Source organism: Gordonia sp. SL306, from assembly GCF_026625785.1.
Lineage (GTDB): Bacteria > Actinomycetota > Actinomycetes > Mycobacteriales > Mycobacteriaceae > Gordonia.
This window is the reverse complement of the sequence record NZ_CP113063.1, coordinates 1,978,095-1,990,744: the sequence shown is the minus strand read 5'-3', so window position 1 is coordinate 1,990,744 and position 12,650 is coordinate 1,978,095. Positions and strand designations below refer to the sequence as shown.

General features: G+C 66.9%; 15 protein-coding genes and 1 tRNA gene. 9 read left to right on the top strand and 7 right to left on the bottom strand.

Features of this window, described 5'->3' with window-relative positions; all coding sequences use genetic code 11:
* Window positions 1-67: 67 nt before the first annotated feature.
* Both OVA31_RS09105 and OVA31_RS09100 read left to right on the top strand, forming a co-directional pair.
* Window positions 68-141 (top strand) — tRNA-Pro (locus OVA31_RS09105).
* 101 nt (window positions 142-242) lie between these two features.
* On the top strand, window positions 243-512 hold the full coding sequence (locus OVA31_RS09100; RefSeq protein WP_164310414.1) for a hypothetical protein: 270 nt from the start codon (window positions 243-245) through the stop codon (window positions 510-512).
* Between the two features lie 18 nt (window positions 513-530).
* Here the strand turns inward: OVA31_RS09100 and OVA31_RS09095 are convergent, their stop codons facing one another.
* Entirely contained in the window at window positions 531-1,127 is a 597-nt protein-coding gene (locus OVA31_RS09095) for an LppP/LprE family lipoprotein (RefSeq protein WP_267630744.1), read from the bottom strand.
* Here OVA31_RS09095 and OVA31_RS09090 point away from each other — a divergent pair.
* Complete coding sequence (locus OVA31_RS09090; protein WP_267630743.1) at window positions 1,126-2,052, top strand: crotonase/enoyl-CoA hydratase family protein; 927 nt, start codon at window positions 1,126-1,128, stop codon at window positions 2,050-2,052. The genes OVA31_RS09095 and OVA31_RS09090 overlap by 2 nt on opposite strands.
* A 34-nt stretch (window positions 2,053-2,086) precedes the next feature.
* Here the strand turns inward: OVA31_RS09090 and OVA31_RS09085 are convergent, their stop codons facing one another.
* Window positions 2,087-2,506: a DUF7144 family membrane protein gene (locus tag OVA31_RS09085; RefSeq protein ID WP_267630742.1), complete on the bottom strand. Its 420-nt coding sequence runs from the start codon at window positions 2,504-2,506 to the stop codon at window positions 2,087-2,089.
* Between the two features lie 165 nt (window positions 2,507-2,671).
* Between OVA31_RS09085 and OVA31_RS09080 the strand changes: the two genes are divergently transcribed.
* Window positions 2,672-3,115: a nitroreductase family deazaflavin-dependent oxidoreductase gene (locus OVA31_RS09080; RefSeq protein WP_267630741.1), complete on the top strand. Its 444-nt coding sequence runs from the start codon at window positions 2,672-2,674 to the stop codon at window positions 3,113-3,115.
* Window positions 3,116-3,154: 39 nt separating this feature from the next.
* Here OVA31_RS09080 and OVA31_RS09075 read toward each other — a convergent pair whose 3' ends face one another.
* The 3 genes from OVA31_RS09075 to OVA31_RS09065 form a co-directional block, all read right to left on the bottom strand.
* The gene (locus tag OVA31_RS09075; RefSeq protein ID WP_267631461.1) at window positions 3,155-3,835 is read right to left on the bottom strand and encodes a haloacid dehalogenase type II; all 681 of its coding nucleotides are present in this window, start codon (window positions 3,833-3,835) and stop codon (window positions 3,155-3,157) included.
* Between the two features lie 17 nt (window positions 3,836-3,852).
* The gene (locus OVA31_RS09070) at window positions 3,853-4,854 is read right to left on the bottom strand and encodes a metallophosphoesterase (protein WP_267630740.1); all 1,002 of its coding nucleotides are present in this window, start codon (window positions 4,852-4,854) and stop codon (window positions 3,853-3,855) included.
* A gap of 63 nt (window positions 4,855-4,917) precedes the next feature.
* Complete coding sequence (locus OVA31_RS09065) at window positions 4,918-7,362, bottom strand: penicillin-binding protein (protein WP_324290230.1); 2,445 nt, start codon at window positions 7,360-7,362, stop codon at window positions 4,918-4,920.
* Between the two features lie 353 nt (window positions 7,363-7,715).
* Between OVA31_RS09065 and OVA31_RS09060 the strand changes: the two genes are divergently transcribed.
* Entirely contained in the window at window positions 7,716-8,030 is a 315-nt protein-coding gene (locus OVA31_RS09060; RefSeq protein WP_161061435.1) for a WhiB family transcriptional regulator, read from the top strand.
* Between the two features lie 95 nt (window positions 8,031-8,125).
* On the opposite strand, the gene OVA31_RS09055 is transcribed toward OVA31_RS09060, so the two are convergent.
* Window positions 8,126-9,244: an ArsA family ATPase gene (locus OVA31_RS09055; RefSeq protein ID WP_267630738.1), complete on the bottom strand. Its 1,119-nt coding sequence runs from the start codon at window positions 9,242-9,244 to the stop codon at window positions 8,126-8,128.
* The gene (locus OVA31_RS09050) at window positions 9,245-10,270 is read right to left on the bottom strand and encodes an ArsA family ATPase (protein WP_267630737.1); all 1,026 of its coding nucleotides are present in this window, start codon (window positions 10,268-10,270) and stop codon (window positions 9,245-9,247) included. It abuts the gene before it with no gap.
* Window positions 10,271-10,313: 43 nt separating this feature from the next.
* Here OVA31_RS09050 and OVA31_RS09045 point away from each other — a divergent pair, with 43 nt between their 5' ends.
* The 4 genes from OVA31_RS09045 (at window position 10,314) to OVA31_RS09030 (ending at window position 12,617) form a co-directional block, all read left to right on the top strand.
* On the top strand, window positions 10,314-10,478 hold the full coding sequence (locus OVA31_RS09045) for a DUF4177 domain-containing protein (RefSeq protein ID WP_161061438.1): 165 nt from the start codon (window positions 10,314-10,316) through the stop codon (window positions 10,476-10,478).
* Between the two features lie 5 nt (window positions 10,479-10,483).
* Window positions 10,484-10,957, top strand: a complete 474-nt coding sequence (locus OVA31_RS09040) for a RidA family protein (protein ID WP_267630736.1) — start codon at window positions 10,484-10,486, stop codon at window positions 10,955-10,957.
* A gap of 201 nt (window positions 10,958-11,158) precedes the next feature.
* The gene (locus OVA31_RS09035; protein ID WP_267630735.1) at window positions 11,159-11,362 is read left to right on the top strand and encodes a hypothetical protein; all 204 of its coding nucleotides are present in this window, start codon (window positions 11,159-11,161) and stop codon (window positions 11,360-11,362) included.
* Between the two features lie 142 nt (window positions 11,363-11,504).
* On the top strand, window positions 11,505-12,617 hold the full coding sequence (locus OVA31_RS09030) for an SPFH domain-containing protein (RefSeq protein WP_267630734.1): 1,113 nt from the start codon (window positions 11,505-11,507) through the stop codon (window positions 12,615-12,617).
* Window positions 12,618-12,650 lie beyond the last annotated feature (33 nt).

The window sequence follows — 12,650 nt, the reverse complement described above, 5'->3', positions numbered from 1 at the left end:
ACTCGGCGTTTGACCAGCCGATTTAGTCCCCAGGGGGACGTGGGGGTAAGCTATCGCAGGTTGCACACGGGGTGTGGCGCAGCTTGGTAGCGCGCTTCGTTCGGGACGAAGAGGTCGTGGGTTCGAATCCCGCCACCCCGACGCAAGGTTGAGATTGCAGAAGAAGCCCTGGCCTGGAGAGATCCGGTCAGGGCTTCCTCGTTTCCGTCAATACCAGGCCGCCCCGTGTGTGAACATGGGCTATGCCGACACTTCTGACCTCGGATGAGCTCGACATCCGGATCCTTTTCACCGAATCCGCGCCGGACGTCCTGACGTTTGTGCGCGAGGCGATTCGGGGGCACGAACCCATCGGTCTGTCGACGAATGCGGACCACCACGTCTACCTCGTCAATCTCGCAAACCTCAAGCAGTTCGCGCTCACCGAGCTCGATCGCGACGACGAGTCGTTGGCCGATGACCAGATCACCGTCCTCACCTCACTGGCCGAATTGCGCGATCAGGCCGGCTGACCGGCCGCACGCCAGTCGTCATCCCGGCGGGAAGATGCCCACGCGCCGGATGCCGTCGTCATAGGTAGCGGTCACGATTGTCGGTCCACCGGTCGGGCAGCAGAACGCGTCGTCGCCGAGCAGCCACCGATAACGCACAGTCACCGAATTGCGGCTGAAGCCGGCGATGCCCGTATAGGAATAGGGCCTGGACTCGACGGTCCCGACGAACTCGCCGCCGTGGAACAGCAGCACGCGGCTCGTGGCGGTCGCATCGTTGTAGCCGGACCCGGTGACCAGCACGAAGTCGAGGTCGCAGCCGCGGCCGACAGGATTGTCGGACGCCGTCTCGACCTGCCACTGTCCACCGTTCGGGTCGCTGCCGAGCGACGCAATGGCGTCATGAACCATGGGGGAGTGCGCGTCGAGGCACAATCCGTGGCCGCTGCCTGCGGGTGGGGCCGGAGGCTTCGGTCCCGTGCCGGGAGCGGTCATGTGTGTCGTCACCATCGCGGTGGCCGCGGGCAGTGCATCGTGCTGCGCGGTCTCGTCGGTACCGCAGGCCGTAGCGGCTACCAGCACGGTCAGCGCAGTCGCGACAACGCACACGACGCGCGAGAGTGGCAGATTCGTCATGGTTCGCCCGTCGGTCGTCGATGTCCCGACCTACCTCGTCTATCGCGACGACCACCCACACGGTTACCGGAAACGGCGAGAGACCTCGGCCTCGGCGGAGGGGCTGCGGCGTATCGTCGGCGGTGTGATCATCGAGCGTTCGAACGGACCCGTCCGGATCATCGGTATCAATCGACCCGAGGTGCGCAACGCAGTCGACCGGACCACCGCGGACGCCCTCGCCGATGCCTTCCGTCGCTTCGACGCGGACGGTTCGTCGTCGGTGGCGGTCCTGTACGGCGAAGGTGGAACCTTCTGTGCTGGAGCTGATCTCAAGGCCATAGCCGATGGCGCGCCCAATCGGATCGCCGACGACGGGGACGGCCCGATGGGCCCATCGCGAATGCGGTTGTCCAAGCCGGTGATCGCAGCGATCTCGGGGCATGCCGTGGCAGGCGGCCTGGAGCTGGCGTTGTGGGCAGATCTGCGCGTGATGGACGACGACGCCGTGTTCGGGGTGTTCTGCCGCCGCTGGGGCGTGCCCCTGATCGACGGCGGAACTGTGCGATTACCGCGACTGATCGGTGCGAGCCGGGCGATGGATCTGATCTTGACGGGACGGCCCGTGTCGGCGCCGGAAGCACTCGACATCGGACTGGCCAATCGTGTTGTCCCGGCAGGGACGTCACTCGACGCGGCGATCCGACTGGCCACCGAGATTGCCGGACTGCCGCAGACCTGCCTCCGGCACGACCGGTTGTCGATGCTGGAGCAGGAGGGCCTCGACGAGCCCGCTGCCATCTCCAACGAGTTCGGACACGGCAAGGAGTCGCTGGCCGCGGACACGCTGGCCGGTGCCCGGCGTTTCGCCGGCGGGGCCGGTCGTCACGGCGCAGCAGAGGCCCGGCCCGCACCCGCCGATGTGGCAGGCACAGACCGGACCTGATGTCGCTGCGGCCCCGAATGTGCGGACCGAGAGTTCAGGCCGTTCTCCAGGTGGCCACTGCCCAGATGATCACCAGATCGATGGCGATCACCAGCACCGACCACCACGGGTAGTAGGGCAGCCACAGGAAGTTCAGGATGATCGACAGCGCCGCGACGATGATGGCCGCGATCCGCGCCCATGCCGCGCCAGTGAACATCCCGATCGCGATGCCGATCGCGACGATCGAGACCACGATGTGGATCCATCCCCAGCTGGTGATGTCCATCTTGTAGACGTACTGCGGGCCGACGACGAAGAGATCGTCCTTGGCCACCGCCGAGATGCCCTGCAGGAGCCCGATGATGCCGCCGGTGAGAAGCAGGATCGCGGCCGCGATCGTCGTGCCTCCTGCGAAGCCCTGCTGCACGCGATGGTCCTCGTACCGTGGTTCCTCATACTGTGGTGTGGTCATGGCAACCTTTCTCTCGGATGGGGTGCCGGAAGCCTTGTCGCGTCACCTCTACCGCATGGTCGCGGACACACACGGCCGCCACATCCCCCGTAGCGGGTGATTGCGTGGCCGGTGGGTGGCGCGGTAGATGTCGGTGGACACCGGCGCACGACGCGAGGAGGTCCGATGAGCATCGCCGCCCGAATGCTGCAGACCCGGTGGTTTGTGCGAGCGCCGATCATCGTTTTCCGCGCCCGTCTCGGCTTCCTGTTCGGTGGTCGTCTGTTGCTGCTCGAGCACACCGGGCGTCGCACCGGAGAGACACGCTATGTGGTGCTCGAGAAGGTCGAACGATCGTCGGCGACACAGGTGGTGATCGCGTCGGGTTTCGGGCCACGTGCCCAGTGGTTCAAGAATCTGCAGGCGGACCCCCGTTGCCGGGTGTCCATCGGGTGGTCGTCACGGTGTCCGGCGCAGGCCGAGGTGCTGGGTACCGATGACGCGACGGCCGTCATGGACCGATATCGCGACGCGCATGCCCGTGCGTATGCCGAGTTGTCCGGAGTCATCGAGGAATCCACGGGTCTGTCGATCGACGACGTGCCGCTGGTCCGGTTGACCCTGACCTGAATCCGCGCGCTGCTTCTCCCCGGACCGGACCGGACCGGATCAGCAGCCGAGCTGTTGCGCCAGATCGAGGACGTCGGTGGCGTGGATGTCGTTCTCGGGCGAGCCCGAGTCGTCCTTGTGGTCGCCACCCCACTCCATCGGACGTTCGATGAACGCGGTACGCAGGCCGAACGATCGGGCCGCATCGAGGTCGTGCTGGTGAGTCGCGACCATCATCACCTGTGCCGGCGAGGCCTCGAGCAGATCGGCCAGCCCGCAGTAGGTCTCGCGAGCGGGTTTGTAGTGCCGCCAGAGGTCGGAGCCGCCGATGACATCCCACTCGAAGCCATTGTGCCGGGCCATGTCGGTGAGCAGCGCGACGGTGCCGTTGCTGAGCGCACACACGATGAATCCGGTTCGGAGTCTGCGGATTCCGTCGGCCGCGTCCGGCCATCCCGGGATGGTGCGCCATCCGCGGACGAGCCTGGTCGCCTGCTCGTGGTCGAGTGCGCAGCCGAACCGCGCCGCGACCTCGTGGACGGTCTCGGTCTGCAGATCGTCGAGCCGCCGCCACGGCAGCTCACCGGACTCCACACGCGCCAGGATCGGTCCGTACCGACGGCGCCACTCACGAGCGAAAGCGTCGGCGTCCACGCCCGGCGCCACTTCCCGGACCGTCGACGAGATCCCGGTGAACCAGTCGGTGACCGTGCCGAACGTGTCGAAGGCGAGCACTTTCAGCTCGCCCGCAAGCCCGTTCAGCCGATCTCCGAAGCCAGTTGCGGCAGTGAGTGATCCTCGTCGAACTCGGCGTCGCCGTTCGAGACCGGCGTCAGCGTCAGCAGGCTCGCCTCGGGGCGGCAGCAGAACCGGGCGGGTGCATACGGAGAGGTCCCGAGGCCGGCGCTGACATGCAACTTCATGGCCGAGCCCCAGCTGGACACACCCTTCACGCGCGAGCGGTCTAGCTCGCAGTTGGTCACGAGGGCTCCGAAGAACGGCAGGCACAGCTGGCCGCCGTGCGTGTGTCCGGCCATCACGAGGTCGTAGCCGTCGTCGGCGAAGCGGTCGAGCACCCGGGGTTCCGGCGAGTGGGTGAGTCCCAGACGCAGATGCGCGAGCGGATTCGGCCGCCCCGCGATGGTCTCGTAGCGGTCGCGCTCGATGTGCGGGTCGTCGACGCCGGCGGCCACCACGCGCACCCCGCTGACCTCGAGTTCGCGCACGGTGTGGGTCGCGTCGAGCCAGCCGCGTTCGATGAATGCGGCACGCAGGTCCTGCCATGGCAGCGGATCGCCGAAGGTCCGGGTGTGGTCACTCCGGAAGTACTGGAAGGGATTCTTCAGGCGCGGTCCGAAATAGTCGTTGGAGCCGAACACGAACATGCCCGGCCGCGACAGCAGCCCGCCCAGCGACTGGATGACCGCCGGGACCGCCTGTGGATGGGCGAGGTTGTCGCCGGTGTTGATCACCAGATCGGGCTCCAGGGCCTCGAGCTCGGACACCCACGCCTGCTTGAGGCGCTGGTGGGGCATCATGTGGAGGTCGCTGATGTGCAACACACGCAGCGGCGCGGCACCGGGTTCGAGCACCGACAGAGTGCTGTGCCGGAGCGTGAAGGCGTTGCGTTCGACCACCGTCGAGTAGAAGAGACCCGCGGCGGCCAGGCCGGCCAGTCCGCCGGCTGCGCGCACCGCTGCCGAGGAGGTCAGGCCCGCTGAGGTGATTCGGCCCGCGAGGGCGTTGTCGACGTGAACCATTCACTCAGGATACGCAGTGCCACGCCCGCGGCACCCACGGGTTTTCTCCGGCCCCCGGGTGACTCAGCCCGGCAGTTGGATCACCACCGGCCCTACGCCCGGGACCTGCACCGTCGTCTCGGTCGGCCCCTTGTCACCTTCGTCGCGTCGGCCGTTGCTGACGTAGATGGTCACCACGCTGCCCGGCATCGCCGAATCCGACGGCGCCGTGAACACCACCGTGCCCTGCGGACGGTTGCTGTCGACGTCGAGCTGGTTCACCTTGAACCCGGCGCGCTGCAGTCGCGACGTCGCGTCGCTGGCCGGCAGACCGCTGACCGAGGGGATCCGCCCGCGGTCGTTACCGGCCATGAAGCGCGGATCGGTCGGCGGAAGACGTACCGGCCCGAACTTGGTGGCCACCGGCTTCATCGCCGCGTACCAGGTGCGCGCGGGCTCCATACCGCCGTACAGGTCGCCGTCATAGCACTGTCGCAGCGGGCCGCTGCAGATGCCGGTCGGGTTCGGGCCGTCGTTGTAGACGTACGAGGAGCCGGCGATGTTGTTGGTGAAGCCCAGGAACGCCGACGAACGATGCGACTCGGTGGTACCCGTCTTACCGGAGACCGGCAGGGTCCAGCCCGCGGACCCGGCGGCGCCCGCGGAGGTGCCGCCACCCTTGTCGTCGTGGCTCAGGCCGTTGGCGAGCGTGTTGGCGAGGCCTTCCTCGACGGCTTGCTCGCACGGCGGCGGGTTGAACGGGACGGCGGTCATCGCCGGCTTGCCGTCGGGCCCGAGCACCGGATTGCCGTACTGATCGCGCTTGATGCGGCTGATGGACGCGATCGGGTTCGGCGGACACCAGGTGCCGCCGGAGGCCAGAGTGGCGGCGACATTCGACAACTCGAGACCGTTGACGGGGAGCGGCCCCAGCGTGAACGAGCCGAAGTTGCCTTCCTTCACGTAGGTGGCCATGCTCTTGTCGCCGTAGCCCGACGAGCCGGGCACGGTGTAGGACCGCAACCCGAGACGCACGGCCATGTCGACTGCCGGCTTCACACCGACCTGCTGCAGCAGCTTGACGAAGGCCGTGTTGGGGGACTGCGCGAGCGCGTTCGTCACCGACATCGAAGCGGGATACTTGCCGTCGTTCTTGACGCAGTACGAGTTCGCCGGGCAGCCGTTGGACCCGCTGCTGTTGCCCATGCCCTCGAGCGCGACGAAGCCGGGTACCTGGATGTTGGAGGCGAGGCCGAGCCCCTTCTCCATCGCTGCCGCGGTGGTGAAGATCTTGAACACCGATCCGGCGCCGTCACCGACCATCGAGAACGGCTGTGACTGCACGGTTTGGCCTGCCTTGAGGTTGAGCCCGTAGTCGCGGCTCGAGGCCATCGCCAGGATGTCGTGCGATTTCTTGCCGGGGCGGATCGCGCTCATCACGTCGGCGACACCGTCGGAATCGGGATTCGCCTGTGCCTTGACGGCCCGTATCGTCGACCGCTGGACATCGGGGTCGAGGGTGGTGCGGATCACGTAGCCGCCGCGTGCCACCGAGTCGCGGGACATGCCGTTCTCGGCGAGGAACTGCAACGCGTAGTCACAGAAGAACCCGTTGTTGTCGGCCCCGATACAGCCCTGCGTCGGGGTCTGTGGATTGGGCACCACACCGAGTGGCTTCGCCTTGGCCGCCACGAGCTCCGTGCGGCGATCCGGGAAGTTCTGGATCATCGTGTCGAGGACGGTGTTCCGCCGCTTGGTCGCGGCTTCCGGATTGGTGTACGGGTCGAGGGACGAGCTCGACTGCACCATGCCGGCCAGCATGGCCGCCTGTTCTACGGCCAGGTCCTTCGCGTGCTTGCCGAAATAGGTCTGGGCCGCCGCCTCGATGCCGTAGGCGTTGTTGCCGAACGGCACCACGTTCAGGTAGCGGGTGACGATCTGTTTCTTCGCCTCTTGCTTGGCCGCCGCGTCGTCGAGGCCCTTGTCCCGTTTCGCCTGGTCGGTCAGCGACTGTTCCATGGTCAGCGCCATGCGGACCTCACGCAGCTTGCGCGCCGGGGTGGTCTCGATCGCAGCCTGCCGGTCGGCCTCGGTGCGCGCGAGGACCAGGAGTTGGTAGTTCTTGATGTACTGCTGATCGAGTGTCGAGGCGCCCTGCTGCACCTCGCCCGACGACGAGTTCTTGAGCGCGGCGCGGATGGTGCCCTTCCAGTCGACGCCGTCGTGTTCGAGGAACCGGCGATCCTCGATGGAGATGATCGCGCGGATCATGTCCGGCGAGATGTCGTTGTAGCCGACCTGATAGCGGTACTGGTCGTAGAGCACGGCTATCGGTGTGCCCGCCGAGTCGGTCATCGTGGTGACCTCCGGCAGAGTGCCGTTGAGCAGCTCCGATGAGACATTTTCGACGGCGGAGGCCGCACGGTTGGACACCACGCCCATACCGCTTGCGACCGGGTACAACAGACCGGCCACCAACACGCCTGCCAACAGGCAGGCTCCGGCCAGCGGCCACAGCTTCTTCGAGATCGGCACACGCACAGGATACGTGCGATGGGTGCAACATCGTCCGACCACGGGTCACGGGGGGTCGCGCGCGGCGAACGGGGCAGTTGACCTGCGTTGATGTCACTTGTTTGGACGATGGTGCCATTTTCTTTGCTCCAGGGGTTGCGCTCCCATGCACAGATCCTTAAATTGAGTGCAGAATGTGACTCACTTAACATTCCCTCGGGGATGTGAAGCGCGCCCAGTGCTGCGGGAGCCGTGACCAGCGCAAATGCTTCAGTTGGGTGAGAAATGTTCACGGTCAGGGACGTCGGAGTCGTGGCAGAGAACGCGTGACGACCCGGCGGGACACAACGACAGACAGGGGTCGGCGGATGGCGATTGCGGCAGTTTCCACCGGAGATGACGCTCGGTTGATGTGGGTGTCACAAGCTCGATGCCGGGGAGGAAACCCCGACGACCTGTTCGTTCGCGGAGCGGCCCAGCGCAAGGCCGCAACGATCTGCCGGCACTGCCCGGTGCAGCTCGAATGTGGTGCCGATGCCCTCGACAACCGAGTCGAGTTCGGGGTCTGGGGCGGCATGACCGAGCGGCAGCGGCGGGCGTTGCTCCGGCAGCATCCCGAGGTCACGTCTTGGGCGGCATTCTTCGACGCCCAACGACGCCGACAGCGCGCCGACGCGGTGTGACCCACCGACGAACGACAGTCGCACGAGACTGATGGCCGGTCCCTTGGGGCCGGCCATCGTCGTCGTTCGGGAGGGAGTCGTTCGGGAGGGAGCTGTCAGCCGCGGCTGACGATCTGCTCGGCGACGGCGCGCAGCGCGACGGCGTCGGCCACCTCGAACGGCAGGGACGGGACCCCGACGATCGGCACGGCGGGGTGCGATGCGGTGAACCGTTGCAGCAGGTGGAGTTCCCGCTTGCCCCTGGCCGCACGCTCGGAGTGGATCTCGAGAACGCCACGGGTCAGTTCGTCGTCGACGCTCTCGAGGGCCGCACGGGCCGACGACTCAGAGATCGACGTCAGATTGGGGTGGGTGCGGTTGAGGATCAGGCCCGCGAGCGGCATCGACTCCTCCGAGAGGCGGTCGACGAAGAATGCCGCCTCACGTAGCGCGTCCGGTTCGGCCGCCGCGACCACCGCGAACTGGGTGCCGGGCTGCTTGAGCAACTCGTAGGTCTTGAGCGCCCGGTCCTGGAAACCGCCGAACATGGAGTCGAGCGACTGCACGAACATCGCGACGTCGCGCAGCATGTCACCGCCGATGATCGTCGAGACACCGCGCATCGCCAGACTCATCGCGCCGGTGACCATCCGGCCCACGCCGCGGCCACCGCCGACGAGCACCTTCATCAGCCGTCCCGACAGGAACGAGCCGAGCCGTTGCGGTGCGTCGAGGAAGTCGAGGGCGTTCCGTGACGGCGGGGTGTCGACGATGATGAGGTCCCAGTGGTCCCGCTCTAGCAGCTTGCCGAGCTTCTCCATCGCCATGTACTCCTGCGTCCCGGAGAACGACGACGCCATCGTCTGATAGAAGGAGTTCTCCATGATCGCGGCCGCCCGGTCGGGTGAGGAGTACTCCAGCACCATCTCGTCGAAGGTGCGTCTCATGTCGAGCATCATCGCGTCGAGGGAACCGGCGCCCGGATCGCCGGACCCGTTGGCCGCGCCGATGTCCACCGGCTGCGGATCGTTGGTGAGCTCGGACATGCCCAGCGACTGCGCCAGCCGGCGGGCCGGGTCGATGGTGAGTACCGCGACGGTCCGGCCCTGTTCGGCGGCGTACAGCGCCATGGCGGCGGCGGTGGTGGTCTTGCCGACCCCGCCCGCGCCGCAACAGATGACCACGCGGGTGGCGGGATCGGTGAGCACCGAGCCCATCTTCAGGTCCAGCGGCATCTAGGCACCTGCCTTCTGCAAGAGGTTGGCGAGTTCGTAGATCGCCCCGAGATCGATGCCGTCGCCGAGTGTCGGCAACTCCAGGGTTGGCAACTCCACGTCGTCGAGTTGCGCCTTGGCCACCTGCTGGGCCTGCAATCGTGTCGCGTGTTCGATGGTCTCGGTGAGCAGGCCTGCCAGGTCCTCGTCCGAGACGTGCATGCCTGCCGCGGTCAGATGCTCGAGCACCCGGGGCGCATCGATCCGGCTCTCGGCGATCTCGTCGATGAAGCCGGCGGGCAGATGGGTCGGACTCACGCGGTTGATGATGAGCGTGCCGATCGTCAGGTCCTTCTCGCGCAGCTCCGTCACGGCCTCGACGGTCTCCTGGATGGGCATCGCCTCGAGCAGGGTGACCAGATGGATGACGGTGTCCTCGGAATGCAGGAGTTTCACCACACCATCACTCTGGTTGCGGATCGGCCCGGTCTTGGCGATGTCGGCCATCGCCTTGGTCACGTCGAGGAAGTTCCCGATCCGGCCGGTCGGCGGGGCGTCGACGACGACCGCGTCATAGACGCGTCTGCCCTGCTTGTCGGTGTGGATGATCCGTTCCTTGATCTTGCCCGTGATGAGGACGTCGCGGAGTCCTGGCGCGACGGTGGTGACGAAGTCGATGGCGCCGATGCGCTTCATCGCGCGACCGGCGAATCCGAGGTTGTAGAACATGTCGAGGTACTCGAGGAGGGCGTGTTCGATGTCGAGCGCGAGCGCCGACACCTCGCCGCCGCCCGAGGCGGTGGCGATCCGTGTGTCGTTCGGCGGCAGCGGAGGCATGTCGAAGAGCTGTGCGATGCCTTGGCGGCCTTCGCATTCCACGAGGAGGACCTTCTTGCCATCGGCGGCCAGGGCGAGAGCCAGGGCGGCGGCGACGGTGGTCTTGCCGGTGCCGCCCTTACCGGACACGAAGTGCAGGCGGGCGCGCTCGGCGGACTCGGGCCATTCGTTGGCGTGCCCGGCGTCGTCGGCCGGTGTTTGGTTCACCACTGCATCACCATATCGACAACCCTCGACCCGTTAGGGTGGGTCCATGAGTGAAGTGACCGCGTGGGAGTACGTGACCGTGCCGTTGTTGACGCACGCCACCAAGCAGATCCTGGATCAGTGGGGCGCAGACGGCTGGGAACTGGTCAGCGTGCTGGCCGGCCCGACCGGTGAGCAGCACGTCGCCTACCTGAAGCGGCCGAAGGGATAGCACCGATGGCAGGTACATGGACCCAGCGCCTGGCCGAGCTCGGTATCGAACTGCCCCCGGTGGTCTCGCCGGTCGCGAGTTACGTACCCGCGGTGCGGACCGGGAACCTCGTCTACACGGCTGGGCAGCTGCCGATCGTGGCCGGTGAGCTCGACGTCGCGGGCAAGGTGCACGAGGGTGCGGAGGGGGTCGTCGACCCGGATCAGGCCAACGTCGCCGCCCGCCAGTGCGCCCTGAACGCGCTTGCCGCCGTCGACGGTCTGGTCGGTATCGATTCGGTCGTGCGCATCGTCAAGGTGGTGGGCTTCGTCGCCTCCGCGCACGGGTTCACCGGTCAGCCCGGTGTCATCAACGGTGCCTCCGACCTCCTCGGGGAGATCTTCGGCGAGATGGGCGTCCACGCCCGCTCCGCAGTCGGTGTCGCCGAGCTGCCGATGGGCGCGCCCGTGGAGGTCGAGCTCATCGTCGAGGTCGCCTGATCCGGTGACCCGCGCGACCAGCGGGACCCGAGTCGCCCGCCGAGCGGGTACACATCTTCGCCGATCGTGCGCAGATCCTCGCCGATCGTGCAGTTGGGTCCTGCCCGTCGAGCGTTCGCGCACGGTCGACGAGAAAGTGCGCACGGTGGACGGTGTTGTGTGCCCGATGGTCGACCGCGAGGCGGCTGGGAGTGTGCTGCGGTGATCGGGACGACCGGCGTGGTCACCCTGGCGATCGGGGGCGGGGAATCCCTCGGCGAGGTGGAACTGGGCCTCGCGGGCGGAACCGAGCGGTTCATCGCGGTGGCCGCTGAGCCGATCGATGTCGACGCGACGGTGCTCGTGATCGGGGTCCGGCCGGGGCGGATCGTCGACGTCGAGCGCTGGCTGCCGTTGCCGACCTGACGCGCCGACGTTCGGCCTGGCCATGGTGTCGTCTGCCCGAACGACATCCTGGAACCGAGCCGTAGCATGAGCCGTCAAACAGATGATTCGTGTTCGCGCACCGGAGATGTCGCGGCGCGACCGGCGACTGAGGAGGGCCACCATGCTCGGCTACTACGTTCCCGAACCCGATGAGGCGATGCTGATCTCGGGTAAGAAGGCTCAGGAGGGCGGCGCGCCGTTCGACGTCGTGGTCGGCCACGGCAAGTGGGTGATGCCGATCCTCCGCAAGGTGCGGTTCCTGTCGATGGCGTTGCACGAGGCGCAGATCCGCGAGGTCTGTGTGACCACCCAGGGCATCCAGCTGAACGTGCGGGCGGTGATCGCGCACAAGGTCGGCAGCGACGTCGCGTCGATCGTCAACGCCGGGCAGCGGTTCATCTCGGAGCAGGAGGACGAGATGAATCAGCTCACCGGCCAGGTCTTCTCCGGCCATCTGCGGTCGATCGTCGGATCGATGACGGTCGAGCAGATCATCCGGGAACGCGACACCCTCGCGCGGCAGGTGCTCGAGGCATCGAAGCGGGAGATGGGTTCGATCGGTCTGGTCGTCGACTCGTTCCAGATCCAGTCCATCGACGACATGGATTCGGGATACATCAACGCTCTCGCGGCCCCGAACATCGCGAAGGTGCAGCGGGAGGCGGCGGTCGAACGCGCACGAGCCGACCAGGAGGCGTCGAAGGCTCAGCAGGAGTCGCTCCGGAACCAGGCCGACTACGAGCGCGAGACGGCGATCAAGCGGGCTCAGATCAAGTCCGAGACCGACAAGGCCGACGCCGAGGCGGCCCAGGCGGGTCCGCTGGCGCAGGCCCGGGTGAGCCAGGAGATCACTCGCGAACAGTCGTTGCTGGCCCAGGCCCAGGCCGATCTGCGCGAGCAGGAGCTGATCTCCGAGGTGGTGAAGCCGGCGGAGGCGGAGGCCCGTCGTACCCAGATCATCGCGGAGGCGGAGGCGCGTGCCGTCGAGATCGGCTCGGCGGCGGCCGCGAAGCACAATCGGATCGCGCTCGACCAGCAGCTCATCGAGCAGTTGCCCGCGCTGGTCGGGGAGGTCGCCAAGGGCCTCGGCACGTCGAATCTCACCGTCTTCAACGGAGCCGAAGGTGTGAACGAACTGATGACGGGCGTCGTCACGCAGGGAGCGTCGCTGCTGAGGAGTCTTCAGAGCGAGTTCGCTCCCCAGATCGTCGAGGACGTCGACCGGACGGCGTAGTCGCGACGTCGCCGGACTTTGCATCATCGGTGA